Annotated in this window: 18 protein-coding genes and 3 pseudogenes; 6 read left to right on the forward strand and 15 right to left on the reverse strand. The window is 65.4% G+C overall.

Features of this window, described 5'->3' with window-relative positions; genetic code table 11:
- Window positions 1-22: 22 nt before the first annotated feature.
- The gene (locus ACFXIV_RS44675; protein WP_379403104.1) at window positions 23-628 is read right to left on the reverse strand and encodes a TetR/AcrR family transcriptional regulator; all 606 of its coding nucleotides are present in this window, start codon (window positions 626-628) and stop codon (window positions 23-25) included.
- Window positions 629-818: 190 nt separating this feature from the next.
- On the opposite strand from ACFXIV_RS44675, the gene ACFXIV_RS44680 reads away from it, so the two are divergent.
- Both ACFXIV_RS44680 and ACFXIV_RS44685 read left to right on the forward strand, forming a co-directional pair.
- A complete protein-coding gene (locus ACFXIV_RS44680; protein WP_379403103.1) occupies window positions 819-1,565 on the forward strand; it encodes a glucose 1-dehydrogenase in 747 nt (248 codons plus the stop codon).
- Window positions 1,566-1,704: 139 nt separating this feature from the next.
- Window positions 1,705-2,739: an esterase/lipase family protein gene (locus ACFXIV_RS44685; RefSeq protein WP_379403102.1), complete on the forward strand. Its 1,035-nt coding sequence runs from the start codon at window positions 1,705-1,707 to the stop codon at window positions 2,737-2,739.
- A gap of 108 nt (window positions 2,740-2,847) precedes the next feature.
- Here ACFXIV_RS44685 and ACFXIV_RS44690 read toward each other — a convergent pair whose 3' ends face one another.
- The 10 genes and pseudogenes from ACFXIV_RS44690 to ACFXIV_RS44735 form a co-directional block, all read right to left on the reverse strand.
- Entirely contained in the window at window positions 2,848-3,588 is a 741-nt protein-coding gene (locus ACFXIV_RS44690) for a zinc-binding dehydrogenase (RefSeq protein ID WP_379403101.1), read from the reverse strand.
- Window positions 3,589-3,622: 34 nt separating this feature from the next.
- A pseudogene (locus ACFXIV_RS44695) lies at window positions 3,623-3,694 on the reverse strand (hypothetical protein); the annotation flags it as partial.
- 267 nt (window positions 3,695-3,961) lie between these two features.
- Window positions 3,962-4,723, reverse strand: a complete 762-nt coding sequence (locus ACFXIV_RS44700) for an SDR family NAD(P)-dependent oxidoreductase (RefSeq protein ID WP_379403100.1) — start codon at window positions 4,721-4,723, stop codon at window positions 3,962-3,964.
- On the reverse strand, window positions 4,720-5,850 hold the full coding sequence (locus tag ACFXIV_RS44705; protein ID WP_379403099.1) for an acyl-CoA dehydrogenase family protein: 1,131 nt from the start codon (window positions 5,848-5,850) through the stop codon (window positions 4,720-4,722). Before ACFXIV_RS44705 ends, ACFXIV_RS44700 begins: the two co-directional genes overlap by 4 nt.
- On the reverse strand, window positions 5,847-7,046 hold the full coding sequence (locus tag ACFXIV_RS44710; protein ID WP_379403098.1) for an acyl-CoA dehydrogenase family protein: 1,200 nt from the start codon (window positions 7,044-7,046) through the stop codon (window positions 5,847-5,849). The genes ACFXIV_RS44705 and ACFXIV_RS44710 overlap by 4 nt, the downstream gene beginning before the upstream one ends.
- A 25-nt stretch (window positions 7,047-7,071) precedes the next feature.
- Window positions 7,072-7,524, reverse strand: a complete 453-nt coding sequence (locus ACFXIV_RS44715) for a Zn-ribbon domain-containing OB-fold protein (protein WP_379403097.1) — start codon at window positions 7,522-7,524, stop codon at window positions 7,072-7,074.
- The gene (locus ACFXIV_RS44720; RefSeq protein WP_379403096.1) at window positions 7,521-8,699 is read right to left on the reverse strand and encodes a thiolase family protein; all 1,179 of its coding nucleotides are present in this window, start codon (window positions 8,697-8,699) and stop codon (window positions 7,521-7,523) included. Before ACFXIV_RS44720 ends, ACFXIV_RS44715 begins: the two co-directional genes overlap by 4 nt.
- Window positions 8,699-9,826, reverse strand: a complete 1,128-nt coding sequence (locus ACFXIV_RS44725) for a hypothetical protein (RefSeq protein WP_379403095.1) — start codon at window positions 9,824-9,826, stop codon at window positions 8,699-8,701. The genes ACFXIV_RS44720 and ACFXIV_RS44725 overlap by 1 nt, the downstream gene beginning before the upstream one ends.
- A gap of 40 nt (window positions 9,827-9,866) precedes the next feature.
- Window positions 9,867-11,042 (reverse strand): thiolase family protein, encoded by a 1,176-nt coding sequence (locus ACFXIV_RS44730; protein WP_379403094.1) that lies wholly within the window; start codon window positions 11,040-11,042, stop codon window positions 9,867-9,869.
- A gap of 149 nt (window positions 11,043-11,191) precedes the next feature.
- A complete protein-coding gene (locus ACFXIV_RS44735) occupies window positions 11,192-12,256 on the reverse strand; it encodes a PucR family transcriptional regulator (RefSeq protein ID WP_379403093.1) in 1,065 nt (354 codons plus the stop codon).
- A 227-nt stretch (window positions 12,257-12,483) separates the two neighbouring features.
- Between ACFXIV_RS44735 and ACFXIV_RS44740 the strand changes: the two genes are divergently transcribed.
- The 4 genes from ACFXIV_RS44740 (at window position 12,484) to ACFXIV_RS44755 (ending at window position 19,219) form a co-directional block, all read left to right on the forward strand.
- A complete protein-coding gene (locus ACFXIV_RS44740; protein WP_379403092.1) occupies window positions 12,484-14,028 on the forward strand; it encodes a long-chain fatty acid--CoA ligase in 1,545 nt (514 codons plus the stop codon).
- Window positions 14,029-14,314: 286 nt separating this feature from the next.
- On the forward strand, window positions 14,315-15,610 hold the full coding sequence (locus tag ACFXIV_RS44745) for an ABC transporter substrate-binding protein (RefSeq protein ID WP_379403091.1): 1,296 nt from the start codon (window positions 14,315-14,317) through the stop codon (window positions 15,608-15,610).
- 67 nt (window positions 15,611-15,677) lie between these two features.
- Complete coding sequence (locus tag ACFXIV_RS44750; RefSeq protein ID WP_379403090.1) at window positions 15,678-18,479, forward strand: ATP-binding cassette domain-containing protein; 2,802 nt, start codon at window positions 15,678-15,680, stop codon at window positions 18,477-18,479.
- A gap of 2 nt (window positions 18,480-18,481) precedes the next feature.
- On the forward strand, window positions 18,482-19,219 hold the full coding sequence (locus ACFXIV_RS44755; RefSeq protein ID WP_379403089.1) for an ABC transporter ATP-binding protein: 738 nt from the start codon (window positions 18,482-18,484) through the stop codon (window positions 19,217-19,219).
- An 88-nt stretch (window positions 19,220-19,307) separates the two neighbouring features.
- Here ACFXIV_RS44755 and ACFXIV_RS44760 read toward each other — a convergent pair.
- The 4 genes and pseudogenes from ACFXIV_RS44760 to ACFXIV_RS44775 all read right to left on the reverse strand — a co-directional run.
- Window positions 19,308-19,475, reverse strand: a pseudogene (locus tag ACFXIV_RS44760) (integrase core domain-containing protein); the annotation flags it as partial.
- A 110-nt stretch (window positions 19,476-19,585) separates the two neighbouring features.
- Window positions 19,586-20,404 (reverse strand): group II intron reverse transcriptase/maturase, encoded by an 819-nt coding sequence (locus ACFXIV_RS44765; RefSeq protein ID WP_379421459.1) that lies wholly within the window; start codon window positions 20,402-20,404, stop codon window positions 19,586-19,588.
- A gap of 79 nt (window positions 20,405-20,483) precedes the next feature.
- Window positions 20,484-21,272 (reverse strand): reverse transcriptase/maturase family protein, encoded by a 789-nt coding sequence (locus tag ACFXIV_RS44770; RefSeq protein WP_379403087.1) that lies wholly within the window; start codon window positions 21,270-21,272, stop codon window positions 20,484-20,486.
- Between the two features lie 531 nt (window positions 21,273-21,803).
- Window positions 21,804-22,626: pseudogene (locus ACFXIV_RS44775) on the reverse strand (IS481 family transposase); the annotation flags it as partial.
- Between the last annotated feature and the right edge of the window lie 192 nt (window positions 22,627-22,818).

A 22,818-nucleotide genomic window follows, 5' to 3' on the forward strand; every position in this document is an offset into this window, starting at 1 on the left:
CTGACCCACTACTGACATTCTGTCAAGAAGATGTCAGTGAGTTGACCTGAGACCGGATCGCCAGGAGGGTGCCGGCCAGTAGTACATGTACGTCGGTGCGGGTGAGGAAGCCGCGGCGGAGCCATTCGTCGGTCGCGGTCGTGACAAGCGATTGAAATGCTCTGATCTTCGATCGATTGCTCTCGATCGGAGCAATCCGTAGCACCACCAGCAGGCGGTCTTCCCACGCCCGCATTCCGCCCTGCAGCACCGCGTCGACTTCCGGATCCCGTCTCGGTGCGCCTGCCCGGAGCATGCTCAGATATGTATGCCGGTTCTGTTCGACCAGCTCCAGCCATTGATCGAACATGCGGGATACGTCCGTGCCGACATCGCCACTCGACTCCGCGACCAGCGGCGGCTCCGGAAGATGCGCAAATCTGCGGACAACCTCGAGATACAAGGCGCGTTTGGTACCGAAGTGGTGATGCAGATTCGTCCGCGTCGTCCCGGCGGCCGCGGCGAGCTCGGCAGTGGATACCGTTTCATATGCCTGCTGCGCGAAAAGGCGTTGTGCCGCAACGAGAATCTGCTCTCGTCGATCTTCGGCCTCGAGACGTATCCGCCGCGACGTGTCCGACTGTGTCATGTGCCGACTTTAAGGGCGCGACGTGTCCGATTACCCGAATGTAGCGATGTGGGACAACCAAGCGGTCGACGATCGCACCCGATCCCGCGCATACATGCCCCATTCACCGAGAATTCACCGTTTCCTGGACAATACTGACCATGCGTCAGTACGTTGGGGCTCGGTTAGTTTCTGATGAACAGGAGATTTCATGGGCCGGGTAGACGGGCACATCGCCATCGTGACGGGCGCCGCTCGGGGCATGGGCGCAGCCCATGCGCGAACACTGGTACGTGAAGGCGCCCAGGTGCTGCTCACCGACGTGCTGGAGGATGAAGGCCAGCGACTGGCGGACGAGCTCGGCGAGCGCGCCCGATTCAGCAAGCACGACATCACCTCTCTCGGCGACTGGGAGCGCGTGGTCGGTACCGCCGAGCAGGAGTTCGGCGGCAATGTCGACATTCTCGTCAACAACGCCGGCATCGGAGTCGCAGCGCCGATCGAGACCACTACCGAGGCGGACTATCGGCGGGTCATCGACATCAATCAGGTCGGGCCATTCCTCGGCATGAAATCGGTGGTCGAGTCGATGACCCGCGCCGGCGGCGGATCGATCATCAATGTTTCCTCGATCGCGGGATTGGTCGGCGAGGCCTACGCGATCGCTTACACCGCATCCAAATTCGCCGTTACCGGCATGACCAAGGTCGCGGCCAAGGAACTGGGTCCGCGCGGGATCCGGGTCAATTCGGTGCACCCCGGCGTGATCGCGACTCCGATGGTCAACGACCTGTCCCCCGACGTCGAGGCTGTGCTCGCCGCAACCACCGCGGCCACCCCGCTCGGCAGGGTCGGCAAGCCCGAGGAAGTCAGCGCCGTGGTCCTCTTCCTGGCCTCGGACGAGTCCCAATTCGTCAATGGAGCCGCCTACGTCGTCGACGGCGGATACCTCCGCTGACCCAGCCCCTGCGAAGCGCTGCCCGCGCTTCGCAGGGTGAGCGGTCGCCGATCCACACAGCACGCGGCCGTCTCTTCTTGTTTCCATGTTGGGCAATCGATTCAAAGAGATACGAACACCCGGTCGGGGGTAAGTGAATATGGACAGCACAGCCGTCCGGAAACTCGCCGGAACAGCGCTGGCGACAGTGACGATCATGATGGGGGCGACAGTCACCGCGGTACCTGTCTCGGCGGACCCCGGCGGATTCGCTCCGCTTGACCGTCCCGGACCCTCGCTCTCGGTGCCCAGTGATCAACTGGCCGCAAGCGTCTCCTGCACGGCCAACGCCCGGGGCGCCGATCGAAACGTCGTATTGTTCGTTCCCGGAACGGGTTTCACTCCGCAGGAGGATTACGGCCTGAATTGGTTCCAGGCGATGGATCGCCTCGGGTGGGCCTACTGCTCGGTGACCGAGCCCGACCATGCTCTTGGGGATGCCCAGATCGCCGCGGAATACGTCGTCAACGCAATCCGGTACGTGTACGGGATCAGCGGACGCAAGGTGGACGTCATCGGGCACAGCCAGGGCGGCACCGAACCCCGCTTCGCACTGCGCTTCTGGCCGGATCTGCGCGCGCTCGTCGAGAAGTATGTCGGTCTCGCGGCAACCAACCATGGCAGCGTGATCGCCGATGCGACCTGCAACGGCCTACTCGGCTGTGCTCCGGCAGTTTGGCAGCAGACGACCGGTTCGAACTATGTTAGCGCGATGAACTCCGGTCAGGAGACCTTCGCGGGGATCTCCTATACCGACGTCTACACCCACACGGATGAGGTCGTGCAGCCGAACCTCGACAGCCACGGCAGTTCGAGCTTACGCACCGGCGACGGCGAAATCACGAATGTCGCGGTCCAGGACATCTGTCCGTTCGACATCGCCGGTCATATCGGCGTCGGAACGTCCGACCCGGTCGCCTACGCCATCGTCATCGATGCGCTCACCCATTCCGGTCCCGCTGACCCAGTGCGGGTTTCGCGCGAGGACTGCTCGCACGTTTTCATGCCAGGCGTAGATCCGGTTACGTACGCCGCCGAGGAAGCGGCGATTGTCGCGACGGCCGCAGCTCGGCTGCTGGTCCATCCGCGGGTACCCGCCGAGCCGAAACTCCAGCCCTACGTCTACAGCGAGTGATCATGCGATGACGTATCGGTGCCGGGCTTGCGCCCGGTACCGATACCCGCAGAGCTCAGTGGGGAGTACACACCTCGGATCACCCTCTCCCACACCGGCTCTGCGTGCTCAGAAGTCCCCGTGACAACGATCGTTCCGGACAACCAAACGACCCTGGACTTCGCCCCGCTCCAGGCGCTCATAGCCTTCGCGCAACTCGGAGAATCGAATCTCCTGGACCACGGGCTGCAAGCGCCCTGCGGCGATCTCACCGTAAATGGCGATCAGATCGTTCTTGTCCGCTCCGAGGGAGCCGAGCAACTGGATGGAACGGGCGACCAGGCGTGGACCGTCAATCGTGACTTCGTTGGCGCCCAACCCGACCAGAACGACGCGGCCGCCAGTCTGTACCGCTTCGACGGCAGCCGCTGTAGTCGTCCCCATGCCGGCGAAATCGATGATGACGTCGGGCCGGACCTCTCGCAGTTCGGAGGTGTCCGAGAAGCACTCGATCGCGCCGAGTTGCCGGGCGGGCTCGAAGGCCGCCGGGTTCACGTCGACGCCGTACACCCGAGCACCGGCGTTGTGGGCCACAGCAACACCGTTGAGGCCGAGCCCGCCCAACCCGATCACACCGACCGTCTGATCCTTACTGACGGCACCCGTGCTGAGCACCGCGTGGTAGGCGGTCGCGATCGAATCGGTGGCCACGGCGGCTTGCCCGAACGAGATGCCGTCCGGGATTGGGACCAGCGCGAACAGCGGCGCCAGAATCATGTCGGCGAAGCCGCCGTCGGTACTGAGACCGGGGGGCGAACCCTTGGGACGCCCCGTGCGGATGCGACAACAGGCCCACTCCAACCGGATCACCGACCGAGAACCCGGCCGAATCGCCCTCGCCCAGAGCCAGAATCGTTCCCCCGACCTCATGCCCGAGGACAATCGGCGTGTGCGAGACGTACGGCGCGCCGTGCATGACGTGCAGATCCGAATGGCACAGGCCCGCCGCCTCGACCCTCAAGACCGCCCAGCCCGGGCGTGGCACCGGGTCGGCGATGTCGACCAGTCCGAGCGGTTGGCCCACACCATGAAATGGAAGGCTTTCAACACAACTCCTGCGAACAGCAACCGATTGCGCAATAACGTATCGGGTACCGGGCTTGCGCCCGGTACCCGATACCCGCAGAGCTCAGCGGGGAGAACACACCTCGGATCACCCTCTCCCCCGCCGGGCTCTGCGTGATCAGAAGATCGTGTAGCCGCCGTCGACCACGATCTCGTTGCCGGTATGGAAGGTCAGCGCTGGGTCCCCGAGGAACGCGGCGACCTCGTAGAACTCCTCGGGATCGGCCCATCGCCGCGCAGGGGTGCGCGCCGTGGTCACCTGCATGAACTTCTCGTCCGCCTGCAGATGGGTGTTCATCGCGGTTCGGGTCCAGCCCGGAATCAGCACGTTGCACCGGACCTGATGGCGGGCCAGCTCGACCGCCAGGGTGCGCGCCAACCCGATCAGGCCGGTCTTGCTCGTGGCGTACGCGGCCTGTCCGGCACCGCCGTAACGGCTGATCGTCGAAGAGACGACAATCATCGAACCGCCGGTACCCTGCGCGACGAACCGCCGTGCGGCGGCACGGCTGCAGAGGAAACCACCGTCGAGGTTGGTGCGCAACACCCGATGCCACGTGTCGAGCGACATCTCGGTGATCGGTGCGGCCTCGGCGATGCCCGCGTTCGCGACGAAGCAGTCGAGTGGGCCCAACTCCTCGACGGTGCGCTCCATCGCCTCGTCGACCGCCTGCTCGTCGGTGATATCGCATTGCACCGCAGTCGCTTTCACGCCGAGCGCCCGGATCTCATCGACGACCGACACGCTTTTCTCGACATTGCGCGCCCACACCGCGACATCGGCCCCGGCACGGGCCAAGCCCACTGCCATGGCATGGCCGATACCGCTGTTGCCTCCGGTGACGACGGCCGTCCGGCCGGCCAGCTTGCCTTCGCTCATCGGCCCACCTGAATATTCGGGAACGGAATGTCCACAAGGTTGGCCAGCGCCGCTCGGTGACGCTCGGGCGTGCCCAGCGCGATTGCGCTGCTTTTGGCTCGCTTGAGGTACAGGTGAGCAGGGTGCTCCCAGGTGAATCCGATACCGCCGTGGAACTGCACGCACTCCTCGGCGATCTGCTGGGCGATGACAGAACAGTGCGCCTGAGCCAGCGAGGCCGCGATCGGCAGATCTTCCGAACCTGTTGCCGCGCATTCGGCCGCGTAGCGGGCGACCGCGCGCGCTTGGGTCAGCAGCACCCACAGGTCTGCCACACGGTGCTTGATCGCCTGGTACGACCCGATGATTCGGCCGAACTGACGACGAAGCCGCAGGTACTCGATCGCCATCTCGAGGCAACGCTCGGCCAGTCCCAGCTGTTCGGAGGCCAGCAGCACCGCGCCGATACGCAGGGCGGCATCCACTGCGGTACGGGCGGCTTCACCCTCCACGAGGACTTCCGCCTCAACACCGTCGAATACGAGATCCACCAGTGGACGAGTCATGTCCAGCGACACCACCTCGGTTCGCCGCAGTCCGTCAGCACCAGCCTCGACCCGGTACACGGCCTCACCCACCGGGACGAGGAGCACGTCGGCAGCGGTGGCATCGGCGACCGAATTCACTGTGCCGTACAGCTTCCCGTTCCGGATCTCGACATCGCCGAAGCGATCGCCCGGGGCAGTGCTGAACGGCAGCGCTACCGCGGCGACGAGTGCTCCACCTGACACGGCAGCGAGCAGCTCGGTCTGGCCGAGTTCCAGTAGCAGCGCCGTTGCGATGCCACCGGACCCGAGGAAGGGCACAGCGGCCACAGAGCGGCCGAGCTCCTCGGCGACGATCGCGGTCTCACGCCAGCTCGCGCCCGCCCCACCGGCAGACTCCGGCACAGCCAGTGCGGCGCAACCGATTTCGACCGTGAGCGCGTTCCACAGCTCCAGGTCGGTCGTGGTGTCGCTTTCGGTCCGAGCCAGTACGGCATCCCACGGGCTGCGCTTGTCCAGCAGAGCCCGGACACTGCCTCGCAGTTCCTCCTCGATCTCCGAATAGAGCAGATCGCCTGTCACCGGCGTCGTGATGTCGGTCATCGCGGCAGGTCCTTCCAGGGGATGTCCTTGTCCGCCCGGGCCTCGGCGGGCAGCCCGAGCACTCGCTCGGCGATGATGTTGCGCATGATGTCGGAGGTGCCGCCCTCGATCGAGTTGCCCTTCGCGCGCAAGAACCGCCAGCCCGCCGACTCGTCGGCATAGTCGGCCACGATGACCGGTCGTCGCGCGGTGTAGTCGGTGTACCGAAGACCTTCCTCGCCAAGGAGTTCCAGTTCGAGCGACGAGATCTGCTGGTTCAGCCGAGAATAGGTGAGCTTCGCTCCGGACCCCTCCGGTCCGGGGAGACCGGCGGCCTGCTGCTGACGCAGTCGCTCCGCAGTGAGCCGGGCGGCCTCCGCCTCGACCCAGAACCGCACCACCTGGTCGTGGAGCCCGGCCCGACGCAACTCGGGCCGGCTACGCCAGGTGCGCACCAGTGCACCGATTGTGCCGTTCTCACGCGGAATCGTGCCCGCGCCGATGGCGACTCGCTCGTTCATCAGCGTGTGATTGGCGACCGCCCAGCCCTGACCGACCTCGCCGAGCAACTGGTCCTCGGCGATGCGCACATCGTCGAGATAGACCTCGTTGAATTCACTTTCACCGGTGATCTGTCGCAGTGGCCGGACATCGACGCCCGGATCGTGCATATCGCAGATGAAGAACGACAGTCCCTTGTGCTTGGGCTGCGCCGGGTCGGTGCGCGCCACCAGAATCGCCCAGTCCGCCTGGTGCGCAAGTGAAGTCCACACCTTCTGACCGTTGACGACCCAGCCGTCGCCGGCCGGCTTCGCACTCGTGCCCACGTTGGCCAGATCGGAACCGGCACCCGGCTCGCTGAAGAGCTGGCACCACAGTTCCTCGCCGGTCCACAGCGGGCGCAGCCATCGCTGCTTCTGCTCCGGGGTGCCGAAGCGCAGGATGGTCGGCGCGGCCAGATTGAGGCCGATGAAGTTCAGCTCGGGCCGATTGTCCGGAGCACCGGCTGCCGCGAAGAGCGTGTCGACTTCGGGCTGCAGAGCCGGCTCCAAGCCGAGTCCGCCGAGTCCTTCCGGGTAGTAGACCCAGGCGAGCCCCGCGTCGAAACGAGCTCGCAGGAATTCCTGCGGGTCGGTGGCGAGCGGGTCGTGCTCGCGCAGGAATTCGCGCACGCTGGCGGCGAGACCCTCAGCGTCGAGAGCGCTCTTGGTGCTCACGAGTCACCTTTCCTCAGAATTTTGATCAGGCCTTCGCAAAATGCGCGATATCGAGGATCTGGCCGGTGCGCTCCTCCGCCCACACGGCGCGCACCCGGGTGCCGACGGGCAACTGCGCCCGAACCTCGTTCGGGTCCGACAGATCCAGCCCGTGCACGTAGTGCATGAGCAGCGTGGAGGCGCCGTCGAGCCGAATGCCCGCGATGGCGTAGGGCGGGGTGGGCCCGCCTCGGAAGCTCTGCCACGCAACGGTGAACGCCTCGACGACGCCCTCGGGCGGCAGCTCGAGCCACTCGTCGGTGCGCACGAAGCACGACTCGCAATAGGCCTGCGGTGGGACGAACACCCGCGCACAGTCCGGGCACTTGTTGGCCAGGATCTTCTGCTCGGTGAGCCCCGCCATGAAGCGGCCCCAGGTCGCGCCGAGGTGGATGTCGTAGTTCAGGTCCCAGTGGACCCGCTGCGTCGTGATGGTCACGGGCGCTCCATTCTTTCGAGGATGGCAAGGTTCTCGAACTGGAAGAAGGTGCCGCCGGTGCCGTGCGCGAGACCGCGCCGCGCTCCTTGCACCTGCATCTCCTCCGGTGCGTCACCCATGAGTTGCAAAGCGATGTAGACGTAAGGGGCCAGTTCGCCCGCGACACCGGCATTGGTGCACAGCGGTCCACCCGAAAGGTTCGTGGGCAGGTCGCCGCCGATTTCCGTTGCGCCGGAACGGAGCAGGTCGATGCCTCCGCCGGGTGGGGCGAATCCGAGAGCCTCCAGCTGCATCGGCTGCATCGGCGCGTAAGGCGCGAACAGCTCGACGACATCGATCTCCGCACGCGGGTCGCGGATGTCGGCGATCTGATAGACCTTGTGGGCCAGGATCGCCAGGTTCTCCATAGCGGCGAAGTCGTTCTTGCCACCACCGAGATACGGGTCGCTGGAGGTCGCCATGGCACGGATGACGACCGGTGTCGGCCGCAACCCGATCGCGCTGTCCTCGGAAGTGATAAGGAGCGCGTTGGCCGAGGTGGAAACCGGGCACACCATCGCCATCGTCATCGGATACGACAACGGCTTGGCCGACACCACGTCCTCGACGGTGAGGGTATTGCGCAAGTGCGCGTATGGATTACGCGAGGCATGCTCGTGCGCCTGCACCACGCTCACCGCGAAATCCTCGACGGTCGCGCCGAATCGCTGCTGGTAGGCGCTCGGGTAGAACGCGCCCATGTGGTAGGCGCCCATGCCCAATGGTTGCTCGACGATCATCGGCGAGTTCGTGTTGATCGCCGACTGCAAATCCTCGGCACCGTAGAACGTCGGCCCGCCGACGCAGAGCACACGCTGGCGGTCACCAGACCGCACCTGGCGGGCGGCGACCTGCATCAGGTTGCCACCGGTGGTGCCGCCGGTATTGATGATCGACACCGGCAAATCCGTGCCCAGGCCGAGCCTGCGCACCACATGCTTGGCGCCGAGGACAGTGCCCTCGAAACCGTCGATATTGCCGATCACGATGCCGTCCAGTGAGTCCGGCGAGGCGCCCGAGTGCTCGAGCGCGGCCCACACCGCCTCCTGCACGAGCTCGAGCGATGAGCTTTCCTGCTTGCGCGGCGACGTGGCACGAGTAATGCCCACTCCCGCGATCACTGCCCGCGTGGCCATCAAACCTCTTCCAGGACAAGGACGGTCGCGGTCTCCGCGACGGGTCCGGTGAGCAGGTCGGTGGAATGCGACACAGCGCGGCCACCGTTCTCCTCGAGCCACGACACCGCTTCGAGCAGGCGAAGTGCGCCGTTGGCCACGCCGGGGTAGGCGCTGGCCGCGCCACCGGAGGGAGACACTTCGGCATCCGCCTTGCTCAGGCCGAGCGCACCGAGGGTCGGCGCGAGCAACGCCGGTGTGGCAGAGGTGAGCTCGACAGCCTGAATCTGCTCGCCGGGATCGGTCAGACCGGCCCGGCGGTAGGCCTCCTGCCCTGCACGGCGCGCAGCGACGGCCGGATCTTCGAGCCACTGCCCGTCGGCCGTGGTGTCACCTGTCGCCTGGCCCCAGCCCGTCAGCACAGCACGCGGGTGTCGCGCCCGGCGGGCCCTGGCCAGGGATCCCAGCACCACAGCGATGGCTCCGGTGCATTCCGCGGGCAACATCAGTTCGCGCAGAACGCCATTGACCGGTGCCGACGACAGGACGTCAGCGGCGCTGACCGGTGACGTCCGGGCGGCCCTACTACGGCCGGCTCCTCGGGTGATCGACGCCGCCGAAATCTCCGCGAGTTGCTCTTCGGTCAGGATGCCCGAATCGACCACATAGCCCGCATGCAAGCCGAAGATCGTCTCCGCCGTCAGACCGACCGGCCGATCGAAGTGCGGCTCGAACCCGAGATTCGAAATCTGCTGGAGGAACTGGCGCCGATCAGGTCCCGACACCTCGGGGTTGTAAACACCCACGGCGAGCGCCAGATCCGCGTCCCCCGCAGCGATGGTCTGTGCCGCAGCGATTATGGCCTGTCCGGCGTCACCCTCGATGCGGTACGACTGTGCTAGGTAGCCGCCGCTCGCGGCATTGGTCAAACCGCTGGAGATGCTGCGGCCGTCGTAGATGTCAAGCGACGCCGTTACCGACAGCCCGAGTTCATGCTTGCGAATTCCGGCTTCCCGCAAGGCGTTCGACACCGCATCGAAGACCAGTTCGTCGAGAACGGCATCGCTTTCGGCGACCAGCGGCGTCGCCGCGATTCCCAGGACCGGGATCGGATCGCGAGCCTCGGAAGAGGGATTGAGTCCGCTCACATCGGCCCCTGGTGAAGATGGGCGCTGATCGTCATGGGCGTCAGAGCCTTTCGATGATCGTGGCGTTGGCGAGCCCGCCGCCTTCGCACATGGTCTGCAGGCCGAAGCGCTCGCCGGTGGCCTCGAGGTGGTTCACCAAGGTGGCCAGCAAACGCACGCCCGACGCGCCGAGCGCATGTCCCAGCGCGATCGCTCCGCCGCGCGGGTTGAGCTTCTCGGGGTCGGCCTGCAGGTCGTGCTGCCACGCCAGCGGCACCGGCGCGAATGCCTCGTTGACCTCGTACGCTCCGATGTCATCGATCGACATCCCGGCGCGCGCGAGCACCTTCCGGGTGGCGGGGATGACGCCGGTCAGCATGATCAGCGGATCGTCACCGGCGACAGCGAATTCGTGGAAACGCGCGCGGGGACGCAGGCCGAGTTTCGCGGCACGCTCCTCGCTCATGATGAGCACGGCCGACGCGGCGTCGGTGAGCGGCGACGAGTTGCCCGGAGTGATGCTCCATGCGATTTCGGGGAACCGCGCGGAAAGCGCGTCGTCGACGAACGACGGCTTCAGGCCCGCCAGGCCCTCGGCGGTGGTGTTCGCCCGGAGGGTCTGGTCCTGGTCGTGCACCTGCCCACCGACGGTGATCGGCACGATCTCGTTGGCGAACCCACCCGCCGCGGCGACCGCGGCTGCGCGCTGGTGCGACCGTGCCGCGTAAGCGTCGAGAGTCTCCCGGTCGAGCTTCCATCGGCCGGCGATCAGCTCAGCGGCCACACCCTGATTGATGAGCCCCTCCGGATAGCGCTGTGCCAGCGGATCGATCGGGTCTTGCCCGATCGAAGCGGTTCCCATCGGCAGTCGGCTCATCGACTCGACGCCGCATGCCACCACGATGTCGTAGGCACCCGACATGACGCCCTGCGCGGCGAAGTGGGCGGCCTGCTGGCTGGAACCGCACTGCCGATCGACGGTGGTGCCGGGAACCGACTCCGGCCAGCCCGCGGCGAGCACGGCGCTGCGCGCGATGTTGTTCGTCTGCTCGCCCACCTGCTGCACACAACCGGCGATGACATCGTCGATCTCGGCAGGGTCGATGCCCGTGCGCTCGACCAGCGCCTGCAGCGTGTCGGCGAGGAGTCGGACCGGGTGCACACCCGACAGCGCGCCTCCGGGCTTACCCCGACCTGACGCCGTACGAACAATGTCGACGATGACTGCCGACCTCATTGTGGCCACCTCTCCAGATATCGATTGGTTGGACTCCGACGCCGTGTAGCTGAGCAGCCAGAAATCCGTTCTTTCGAATCTAGGAAGAAAAAAGCCTCGCGATATGTCGCAAGCTGCTACAGGCGGAGCCCATGGCAACGCCCACTCACTCAACCAGCGTGATCTGCTCGGCGGTGCTGGATGGCCCACCACACTTGGACCGACACATGCGCGGCCCGCAGATCGGCGCCAGTTTGCTGTTCGAACCGGGAAATGCGGTAGCGGACCGTGTTCGGGTGTACGACGAGACGCGCCGCGGTGGCATCGATACGCATTCCGGACTCGAGGTAGCACTCGACGGTCTCGACCAGGGACCGTGCCATGTCGCCCTCACCGAGCGGATCGAGAAACCGGCGGGCCAGTTCACTTCCGAAATCCGGATCTACCGTCACCATGGGCAACAATCCGAGCCGGTCCAGATCGGCGATACCACACACGCCGTAGACAACAGCGGTGGATAGCATGCGGCCGGCGAGCCGGAACGAACGCGGCAAGTGATCCAACCGCACCACAGAGCCGATACCGATCACACCGTCGATTCCGGCATCGAAAACCGCGGAGGCGGTAACGAATCCGGCGATGTTGCCGTCGACCACGGCAGTCAGGCCACGGCCAGGCACGCCCCCGAGCACCCTGCACAGTTCGACAGTGGCGACACTGTCGCCGGCGCCGATGCGAACGGCCCGATAGTCGGCGTCGAGTTCGAGGCCGAAACGCTGAGCGCCGACTCGGACATCGGCGGGACCGAGCAGACCGAGCAGCAACCCGCGCACGAATTCCGCTCGCTCCTGCTGGTCCTGCCGCGCCAGCTCGAGCTCCACCTCGCGGTGGCCGCCCGAGAACGCCATAGTGGCCTGGTCGACGATATCGAGCAGGTCCCGCGTCACCTCCAGCAAGTTGCGGTCGGCGAGCCTGCCGGAGCCGGCCACAGCGGCGAGGACGTCAAGGACCTCCCGGACCGCGATACGACAACCATTCTGGACGTCCACCAGCGAAACGCCCTGCCGGGCACGGGTTTCCCCAAATTCCCGCAACGCTCGGACATCGTCGTCGGTGAGCGGCCGCTCCTCCCGGAAGGCAGCGAACAAACGATCGACGAGTCCGCGCGTATCGCGGCCGATGGCCGTCGCCGACAGCACACCGTAGCCGGGCATCTCTGTGCGCGCCCGCGTCACTATCCGATCCGTCAGTTGGGGCGCATCGCGTTCGGCGCGTGCCAGTAGTCGCCTCTTCGCGGTGGTAGGACGATGGGACTTCGTCATTTCGATCGGCGCCTGCGCAGCCACTTTATGAAAACCGACAAATCCCGCGGGTGCGCTTCGACACGATTTCCATGGCCCAGATCACAGGGCGGCCTCGATACTCGGCACACCTTGACCACCGATGTTCGACGAGGACCCCCATGTATTTGACTCAGGGCCTGCACCGTTCCGCACAACAGCACCCGGACGGCATCATCACGATCCACGGGGGCCGCACCCGCACCAACCGTGAAAGCCTGGACCGGGTGTCGCGACTCGCGAGCGCGCTGCGCGAACTCGGAGTCGGCGACAACGACCGGGTGGCCATGCTTGCGCTCAACTCCGACCGCTATCACGAGTACCTGTTGGCGGTACCGTGGGCGAACGCGGTGCTCAATCCGGTCAACACTCGTTGGAGCCCTGCGGAAATTGCCTACTCGCTGCGGGATTCGGCCACGCGGGTCCTGCTCGTGGACGACACCTTCACGGCCATGCTGCCTGCCATCCGAGCGGCGTACAACGGCCTCGACACCGCCATCCACTGCGGCGATGGCCCCGCCCCCGACGGCATGCCGTCCTACGAAAGCCTTGTGGCACAGTCTGATCCGATCCCAGACGCTCGCCGTGGCGGCGATGACCTGGCGGGGTTGTTCTACACCGGTGGCACCACCGGGTTCCCCAAGGGCGTGATGCTCAGTCACGCCAACCTCACGACATCCGCCCTGGGCGGAGCCGCCTCCGGCTTTCTCTTCCGGCCCGGCGGCACCTTCTTGCACTCCGCCCCCATGTTCCATCTCGCCGACCTCGTGAGCTGGTTGGGACAGCTGCTGATCGGGGTAACCCATGTCATCATTCCGAGCTTCGATCCTGTCGCGGCGATGGCCGCCATTGAAGACCACCGGGTGACCTCCACCGGCCTGGTGCCGGTGATGCTCCAGATGTTCATCGACCATCCGGACGTCATAAACCACGACCTGTCGAGCGTCGAGCAGGTTATGTACGGCGGCTCGCCCATCTCCCAGTCCGTACTGGAGCGGGCCATGAAGGTCTTCACCAACGCCGGATTCACTCAGGGCTACGGCATGACCGAACTCGCCCCAACTGCCACATTGCTCGGCCCTGCGGAGCATCTCGACGGGCGCCTGCGCTCCGCTGGAAAAGCGATGCCGCACTGCGAGATACGCATTGTTGACAGCGCGGACACGGAGGTGGAGCGCGGGACCTTCGGCGAGGTAGTCGTCCGAGGTGGACACGTCATGCTCGGCTACTGGAACAAACCGGAGGATACCGCCGCGGCCGTCCGGGACGGCTGGATGCACACCGGCGATGCCGGGTACATGGACGACGACGGCTATATCTATATCGTCGACCGACTCAAGGACATGATCGTCTCCGGCGGTGAGAACGTGTATTCCGCCGAGGTGGAGAACGCCGTCGCCGCCCACCCGGCCGTGGCCGCCTGTGCGGCCATCGGCGTACCGGATCCGACCTGGGGCGAACGCGTCCACGCCATCATCGTCTGCCATCCTGGTCAGACCGTCACCCTCGACGAGATCCGTGAGCATGCCAAGAATCGCATCGCCGGGTACAAGGCCCCGAGAAGTATCGAAATCGTCGATGCCCTACCGGTTTCCGGCACGGGTAAGGTCCTCAAGCGCGTCCTCCGCGAGAAATTCTGGAATGCCGAAGGGCGACAGGTGAACTGAGGCGACCGCAGGACTGCCCAGCACCATCAGGCCGCTCCTCGGCTGGGGGAACGATCGGATTCGGGCCACCACCGAGAGGGCCGAGACCGCCGTCCGGTCATTCGAACCTAGCGAGAAGCCGGCCACGCGGAATGTCGCAATCCGCTACAGCGCAGATCGTTTCCCCTGCTCGGAGGCCTGTCGCAGCGGTACGCAGGTACGGCACAGGTATTTCTCCCGTGTTGCCAGTCACTTCCCATGGCCACGCTGATCGAACGCAATCGGCGAACCTCGGAAGGAAATACCAGTGTTCACACAAAAGTTGCTGAAAAGGCGTGTCATTGCCAGCGCGGTGGCCCTGGGGGTGACGGCCGCGTTGGGGGCGTGCTCATCGAGTACGAACAACAATCCGGCCGTACCCGAGGACACGGCTGCGAAGTCGCCGGCCACTGGTCCCGAGGTCGATGTCTGGACGATCGCCGCGACAGGTGGGGTCACCGCGGCCCCGCAACCGGGCGCAGGAGTCAAGGCCGCGGCCCGGTACATGAACGACCACGGAGGAATCGGCCCGAACCACCAGAAGGTGGTGGTGAAGGCCTGCGACACGCAGTTCACTCCGCAGGGCGAGATCCAGTGTGCCCAGCAAGCAGCCGACGATCCACAAGCGATCGCCGCGGTGGCCCCGCAGGATGTGCTCGCGGTCCAGCAGTTCACGACCGTGCTGCAGAACGCCGGACTGCCGAGCGTGGGCGGGATTCCGGTCGCACCCTCCGACTTCACGAATACGATCAACTTTCCGCTGGTGACCACCAATTTCGGCGCTGCGGCGTGCGCTGTGCTGACGGCGCACGCGGTCAAGGCGAACACGGTGGGTTTCGCCACCGTCGATATTCCGGCCGCCGTCGACGTCACCAACGATGGTGTCGGCGCGGCAAAACACGCGGGGCTCAACGCGACCGGACCGGTGACCTTCCCCGTCACGACTACGGATGTGACGCCATTTGTGTCGCAGGTTTCCGAGAAGGGAGCTGACGCCGTGGTTCTCGCGGCCGCATCCCAGGGCACCGGCGCCTGGCTGGCGGCCGCGGCACGGTTGGGCAAGAGCAAGCCGACCTGTGTCATCGACGGAACCGTTCCGAACCAGGTCCTCGGCGGGCTCGGCGAGCAGGCCAAGGACTTCTACGCCGCGTCCTTCCTGCCCGACGCGTCGTGGACTGGGTACCCGATGCTCGACAAGTTCCGCCAGCAGGCGCAGGCCGAGGTCTCCGAAGACAAAGCAGCGAGCCTCGACGCTTCGAACAACACCGAGCTGGTCATGCTCGGATGGGCCGCGATGCAGGCCGTGCAGCAGGGAGCGGCGAATGTGAGTGGCGCGCTGACCCGCTCCGATTTCCTTGCCGCGCTGAACAATACGACGGTCAAGATCGGTGAGGGCTCGACGGCGCTGCTGCCGCCCGTCGACTTCTCGAAGCCGAACTCGAACCCGAAGTACACTCGTCTGTTCAACACGAAGTACTTCCTCAAGAAGTGGGACGTAACCAAGCAGGCTTTCGTTCAGGTGCAGGGTGCCGACACCCTCCACGCCGACGAGCTTGTGCCGTAGGCGATTCGACGAGTCCACCCGGGCCGACGGCGATCAGCGGCCCGGGTGTCATTGAGGAAGCATGCACATGACCAACGTCATCCAATACGCCCTGCTCGGCCTAGGGCTGGGCGCCATCTACACGCTGCTGGGCCAAGGCGTCGTTCTGATCTATCGCGGTTCCGGCGTTCTCAACATCGCGCACGGCGGTTTCGCGATGTTCGGCGCGTACCTGTACCTGCAATTGCACGTCCCGAACAGTCTCGGCGCAACGTATTCGTCACAGCCTGGCTGGCCGGTGCTACCGGCCTTCATTGCGGCGGTATCTGCCACTGCGGCAATAGGTTTTGCCACCGACCGGCTCCTGCTGCGCGGCATGCGCAACGCATCACCGTTGTCTCGGCTGATTGCCACCGTCGGCGTCCTGCTGGTGCTCATCGCGGCGGCCAGCAAGATCTGGGGAGCATCACCGCCGTTCGTTCCCGCGATCCTGCCGACGAATATCTGGCAGCTGAGCCCTTCCGTCACGCTCCCCTCGAGCTATGCGTGGATGGTCGGGATCGCCGTCGTGATCACGATCCTGCTGACGGTCGTATGGCGGTTCACGCGGATCGGCTGGGTGACAGCCGCTGTCTCTCAGAACGAGCGGGGTGCCGCTGCCCTCGGTATCTCACCCGGATTCGTATCCTCGGCGACATGGACCGCCGGCGCTGGGCTCGCGGCGGCAGCCGGGATTCTGCTGACTCCGATTACGCAGGTGTCGGTCGGCAGTCTGAGCTTGCTCATCATCCCGGTGCTGGCCGCACTGCTTCTCGGCGGATTCCAATCGTTTCCCTCCACCCTAGCGAGCGGCATGTTCGTCGGTGTCGCCCAGACGGTGGCGGTGAACTACAACGACTTCTTCGAGCAGCACCTCCACATCACCATGACTTCCGACGCCTTCCCAGTGCTCGTCGTACTGCTGGTGATGATCGTGCGCGGGTCGTCGCTGCCACTGCGCGGTCACATCGGCGAGCGGCTACCCGCGATCGGCACCGGGCGGATTCGCTGGTGGATTGTGTTGCCGGCCATCGCGATCGGATTGGCCTTGATCGTCGGCCTGTCGAGCAATCCGACGGTGATGGCGGCCCTGGCGGTCACCTTCACCGTCGCCACTCTGCTGCTGTCCCTGGTCGTTCTCATGGGCTACGCCGGGCAGATCTCCCTTGCGCAGTACGCGCTCGCTGGCGTCGGCGGCCTGCTTGCGGCCCGGCTGGCACAGCGATCGGGCCTCGATCTGATTCCTGCTCTGGCAGTGGGCGTCCTGGGCGCGATGCTCGCCGGGCTGGTTATCGCGGTCCCGGCGTTGCGCCTGCGCGGCGTCAATCTGGCGGTCATCACGCTTGCCGCGGCGTGGGCCGTTCACGATATGGTCTTCACCAATCCCCAGGTGTCGGGTGAGACCGCCGGGGTCTCCGTCGGCCGTGCGACGTTACTCGGCTGGGAAATCAGCGGACAGACACACCCGGGCCGGTATGCAGCCTTCACACTGGCGATATTCGCATTGGCATGCGTGCTCGTCGCGAACATCCGGCGCAGCAGGCTCGGACGTCACATGATCGCGGTTCGCTCCAACGAGCGCGCGGCCGCGGCATCCGGAGTTTCCGTCTTCCGAACCAAACTGCTTGCCTTCGCCATCTCGGGCGCGATCGCAGGATCTGCCGGCACCATGCTCGCATTCCAGTACGAGAGCACCAGTTTTGTCACCCTCGATGCCTTCACGTCGCTGCTGGCGGTCGCGTGGGTGGTGATCGGCGGGGTCGGATTCATCGTGGGAGCGCTTGTCGGCGCGTTGCTCGCACCGGGTGCAGTGCTGTCATTGCTCGGATTGCATTGGCACGGTTTCGGTGAGTGGCTGGCCCTCATCGGCGGCGTCGGCGTGCTTTTGGCGGTCAGATTCAACCAGGACGGCGTTGTCCACAGTCTTGGGCGTGCGATCCACCAGGGTGCCGCGAAAGCTACGCGGGCCCGACCTGCATCGCATCGGGCGGACGATGTCACCGCGGCTGCCGCGATCGAACCCACATGCGTTGTCCCACAACGGCTTCACATCGAGAATTTGACCGTCCGTTACGGCGGTATCGTGGCTGTCGACTCGATCGGCATCAACGTCGACCCAGGCGAAGTGGTTGGCCTCATCGGCCCCAATGGCGCGGGCAAGACATCGCTGATGGACGCGGTGTCGGGATTCGCGCCCTGTGCGGGCAGCATCTGGCTCGGCCACGAGCGCATCGATCAGTGGTCGGCGCATCGACGAGCCCGTTCCGGGTTGGTCCGCTCGTTCCAAGGGTTGGAGCTCTTTCCCGAAATGACGGTGCTGGAGAACCTTCAGGTCCCCGGCCATCACGACGGAGGCGTGCGAACAGTAGCGGAGGTCCTGCGCCCACGACCGATCCGACTGTCCGAGGTCACGCTGGCCGCGATCCAGGATTTCGGTCTCACCTCGATCCTGCACAAGTTCCCGGACGAGATCTCCTATGGACAGCGGCGCCTTGTCGCGATCGCGCGGGCAGTCGCGGCCCAGCCGTCGGTACTGCTGCTCGACGAACCGGTGGCGGGCCTGAGCGAGCACGAGTCACAGGAGTTCGCCGTCCTGGTGCGGCAACTCGCCGACGCCTGGGGAATGGCGATCCTCGTGATCGAACACGACATGGGTTTCGTCATGAACACCTGTGACCGCATCACGGTGATGAACTTCGGCAAGCACGTGTGCACCGGCATCCCGGACGAAGTCCGCACCGACGAAGCAGCGATCGCCGCCTACCTGGGCGACGAGGCGAACACGGCCCCAGCCGACCCAATCCCCGTCTCCGAGACGGACACCCATGCACCGTCCGAAGCGAGGCTGTGACGATGACCGATCCATTGCTCGAGACACGAGGACTCCACAGCGGCTACGGCGGCGCGGAGATCGTCCGCGACCTGACCATCACCGTCCACCCTGGCGAGGTTGTCGCTCTCCTCGGCGCGAACGGCGCCGGGAAGACGACGACCCTCCTCACCCTCGCTGGAGAGCTGAAACCGCTCGCTGGAGAAGTCCTCATCGGCGGCCGAGTATCGACCGCGGCCTTGCACAAACGTGCACGCCAGGGGCTCGCCTTCGTCACCGAGGAGCGATCGACCTTCGCCAATCTCACCACTCGTCAGAACCTGACCGTAGGACGGGCGGACATCGCGGCGGCGACCGCGATCTTCCCCGAGCTGCAACCGCTCATGTCACGCGGCGCGGGCCTGCTGTCCGGTGGCGAGCAGCAAATGCTCACGCTCGCACGGGCTTTGGCTCGCCCAACGAAATTGCTTCTGGCAGATGAACTCTCACTGGGACTCGCACCGAAGACAGTCGGCCAACTCCTGACCGCCGTGCGGGCCGCTGCCGACGAGCGCGGCCTCGGCGCTTTGCTGGTCGAACAGCACGTCCACCGTGTCCTCGACATCGCCGACCGCGTGTACCTGCTCCACCACGGCCGAATCCAGTTCTCCGGAACCGCAGCCGAAGCCCGTACGAGCATCGACGAAATCCAGGCCACCTACCTCACCTCGACGGCGGCGACCGGCAACGAGCCGAGGAGCGGCGTGGCCGTCCACCGATAGTCCGCCGACTTCACCACTGGGACAGGGGCTTTACCGAAACCGCTAAACCGTCCCGACCAGGCTGGCCCACGGACATTGTCACAAGCGAGGTGTACTGACCTGAGAGGTTAGGAACGCGGCTGGCTGGTGGGTGTCCGCCGAGTGCGGTGTGGCCGCGATGGTGATTGTAGGTGTGGAGCCAGTCGGTGAAGGCGGCGCGGCGTTCGGCTTCGGATCGGTAGGGGCGTGCGTAGGCCCATTCTTCGAGCAGGGTGCGGGTAGGCTCGGCCGAGCGGTGAGGTGCCAGCATTGTGCTGGTCCTTTTCCGCTCGACCTGCCCCCGAACCGGACATGCCCGTTTCCGAGCATCCGGCTCTCCAGTGACTATTACGCGAGTTGCAGTGCGGGGCTGGCATGGATGTGGTTGTGGCAGTCACGGCAGACCACGAGGGTCTTGCGCCGTTTGTCGGCCATGGCCCGCTCCCATGCCTGTTGGGTTGCTCCGGCCGGAGCGAGATCTGCCAGCCTGCGGATGTGGTGGACTTCGATGTCCTCGCTCCGCTGGCAGAGTTCGCATTTCCCTTTCAGTAGCCGTTGGATCAGCTTCTTGTGGGGATAGATCGGCCGGTGCGGCTGGCGGTCGGTGAGGACCGCTGCTTTGTTGCGCCGCAAGGGAATTCCGCCGAACCGTGCGATCAGTGGCTCCCTGCTGGTGCGAGCGAGGCTGGCCTCGAAACACACTCGAGGCCCGTGCGATGTCGCGACCTTGGTTTTGTGTTTGGCCGCCATCTTCGACACCGACGAGCGGTGCTTGCGTGCGAGGGTCTTGAGCATGGATGTCTCCATGACCCAGCGCAGCCGGTGAAGCCGCTGAACATCGTTCGCGAGCAGGTAGTACTGGACGATGCCCCGATACTCGGCACCGAACTTGCCGACGATGGTGTAGTCGTCTTCGTTGACAATCCGGTCGCGGCAGGCGGGTTTGCCGGGTGCCAGGTAGGGGGCGCTCTTCGCGGTGATCACGGCTCGGGGAACGCGTAGTACGACGGCGCCGTTGGCCGAGCGGCGATTGCGCTTGTCGGTCGCCGACGGTCGCCGCGTTCTGCGGTCGCTCCCTGAAACGTGGATCTCGTAGCCGAGGAAACGGGCCCGGCCCGTGCGGGCGTGGGTGATCAGCGTCTTCTCCTGTGACAGAGTCAGTTTCAACTCCGTGTGCAGGAATTCCGCCAGGCGCTGTTTGATCTGCTCGGCCTCGGCCTTCGGTCCGACGAACCCCAGCAGGGTGTCATCGGCATAGCGGCCAGTTAGCGCAGCTGCGGTAGCCGGGATCGTTCGGATCCTGGCTGGGCAGGCTCTGCAACTGTTTGTAGAGCGACCGAACTTCAGCGCGGTCGCCGTGCCGTCGAGCCCGCACGATGGCGGACTCGATCCTGCGGTAGTCCGGATTTCGTGCCCGGCGCGTGCCCCGGGTGAACTCCGGCATCAGCACTGTCTCGACAAAGCGGTCCAGCTTGTGCAGATAGATGTTGGACAGGATCGGGGACGTCTCCGCCAGAATCGCGAGCGTGACCTCATGGTCGAGCGATCCGAAGCAGTCGGAGACATCACCCTCGATGAACCAAGTCGGGCCGGTCCAGGTGTTGACCACCTCCCGCAGCGCGGTGTGGCAGCCTCGTCCCGGCCGGAATCCGTGGGAGCGGTCGGAGAAGACCGGCTCGTAATACGCCTCCAACAGCAGGCGCACGACTTCACCGACCAACTTGTCCGACCAGGTCGGCAGTCCCAGCGGACGCAGTTTCCCGTTCTTCTTCGGGATGTGCGTGCGCCGCACCGGATGAAACCGATACCGCTCGGCGCGTAGCGCGCCGATGATGCGGTCGATCTTGCCCAGCGACATGCCGTCCACGGTTTCCTGTGTGACCCCGACCGTCATCGCGCCCTTGTTGGCGTAGATGCGGCCGTAGGCCAGCAGATACAACTGCGGGTTGAACATTTGTCGATACAGCTGTTTCAGCGGCAGGCCCCGCCTGCCGCGCTCACGCAGAACATCCAGAACCGTTTCGGCGCTCTGCATTACGCATACCTCCCGATCAGTGAATGCTCACATCACCTGGTCTGCTTCGCCCTGCGGACGGCTTTCCCGTCCTCCCTGGCCGGGCGTGACTCCGGCGACTACTACCAGACCTCCGTCGCCATAGGACTCGCGTCCCGTAGGCGATCCCACGTTCGTCGTCATCGCACGTGGCAGCGTGATTTAGGCGTCCCACTCATCTCCTTGAATGCCCTCACTGGGCATCGCTCCCTGCCCCGAAGGTTGCGCCGCCGTTCAACAGGGCGGCGCAGGGCCGGCGCCGGTTTCAGGCGTCTTTCCGGCGGATGCGAACTTCCATCTTCTGGAGATTGGGATTCAGGCAATCCAGGTTGCCATGTCACGCGGGTCACCCAGAGCACCGTCCCCAACGCCTGGACCCAGCCTCTGGTTTGCTGGCATGCTCTTGTCCCCGTTAGCCTTTCGGATCCGGGTAAGCCATCCGACCCAGGAACCTCCCTTCGAATCCCTCCCGGCTCATGCCGGGGATGCGACGACGCGCCTCGTGGCGCACTTGAATCGTTCGACCTTGCCGTTGGTCTGTGGCCGATAGGGCCGGGTGCGTTCGTGTGTGATGCCGCCCGCGGCCAGCTCGGACCGCCAGAGCTGTGAGATGTAGCAGGAACCGTTGTCGGTGAGGACTCGTTTGACGGTGATTCCGTTGGCGGCGAAGTATTTTCGGGCTCTCCGCCAGAACATGACAGCGGTTTCCTTGCGTTCGTCGGGCAGGATTTCGCTGTAGGCCAGGCGGGGCGGGAGTGGTCGTCCACGGCGTTGTGCAGGTAGCTGCTGCCGACGTGGCTGCTGCCGTTGTGGCGCAACGTTTTTCCTGGTGTGCGGGTGCGGTTGCGTTTGCCGATGCGGCGGCCGACGGCGCGGTGGCCACCGCCGTCGGGGATGTTGCCGAGTTTCTTGATGTCGACGTGGATCAGGTCGCCGGAGGCGTCGTGTTCATAGCGGCGGACCGGTGCTGCGGTGGCTCGGTCGAGCCACCGCAGCCGGGCCAGGCGGTAGCGGGCCAGGACTCGGTGCACGGTGGAGGGATGTAGCCCGAGCAGGTAGGCGATGCGGGCCGGTCCCCATCGGCGCAGCAGCCGGATTTTGATGATGCGGCGTTCGGTGCGGGTGGGCGTGCGGTTCGGGCTGTGGTGGGGCGGCTGGATCGGTCGCTCATCCCAGCGGCGCCGGCTGCTCGGTAGCGGTCGGCCCACCGTTTCGCCGTGGTGGGTGAGACCTGGAATCGTTCGGCGGCTCGGCGTAGTGGCCAACCGTCCTCGACGACGCACCAGGCCGGCCGTAACCGGCCCAGTTCCGACAGCGGGGCATTACGGTGGGACACGAAGACCTCCGGAAGTGAATGCGTTCCTAGACAGCTCGCACTTCACTCGGAGGTCTTCGTCATGTCAGCTCGCCACGCCGTCACCAACGTCCGTGGTCAGTACAGCTGATATGTAGGCGGGTTCTGTCAAGTGGCAGGTGAAAGCGGTCCCGGTAACGGCGGTTGCCGGGACCGCTTTCGTGTGCGGTCGAG

This window comes from Nocardia sp. NPDC059236 (assembly GCF_042754085.1).
Classification (GTDB): Bacteria; Actinomycetota; Actinomycetes; order Mycobacteriales; family Mycobacteriaceae; genus Nocardia.

Bases quoted from the DNA above. Each gene is read 5' to 3' on its own strand.
- ACFXIV_RS44675 (WP_379403104.1), bottom strand. From the start codon at position 628: ATGACACAGTCGGACACGTCGCGGCGGATACGTCTCGAGGCCGAAGAT.
- ACFXIV_RS44680 (WP_379403103.1), top strand. From the start codon at position 819: ATGGGCCGGGTAGACGGGCACATCGCCATCGTGACGGGCGCCGCTCGG.
- ACFXIV_RS44685 (WP_379403102.1), top strand. From the start codon at position 1,705: ATGGACAGCACAGCCGTCCGGAAACTCGCCGGAACAGCGCTGGCGACA.
- ACFXIV_RS44700 (WP_379403100.1), bottom strand. From the start codon at position 4,723: ATGAGCGAAGGCAAGCTGGCCGGCCGGACGGCCGTCGTCACCGGAGGC.
- ACFXIV_RS44705 (WP_379403099.1), bottom strand. From the start codon at position 5,850: ATGACCGACATCACGACGCCGGTGACAGGCGATCTGCTCTATTCGGAG.
- ACFXIV_RS44720 (WP_379403096.1), bottom strand. From the start codon at position 8,699: ATGGCCACGCGGGCAGTGATCGCGGGAGTGGGCATTACTCGTGCCACG.
- ACFXIV_RS44730 (WP_379403094.1), bottom strand. From the start codon at position 11,042: ATGAGGTCGGCAGTCATCGTCGACATTGTTCGTACGGCGTCAGGTCGG.
- ACFXIV_RS44740 (WP_379403092.1), top strand. From the start codon at position 12,484: ATGTATTTGACTCAGGGCCTGCACCGTTCCGCACAACAGCACCCGGAC.
- ACFXIV_RS44750 (WP_379403090.1), top strand. From the start codon at position 15,678: ATGACCAACGTCATCCAATACGCCCTGCTCGGCCTAGGGCTGGGCGCC.
- ACFXIV_RS44755 (WP_379403089.1), top strand. From the start codon at position 18,482: ATGACCGATCCATTGCTCGAGACACGAGGACTCCACAGCGGCTACGGC.
- ACFXIV_RS44770 (WP_379403087.1), bottom strand. From the start codon at position 21,272: ATGCAGAGCGCCGAAACGGTTCTGGATGTTCTGCGTGAGCGCGGCAGG.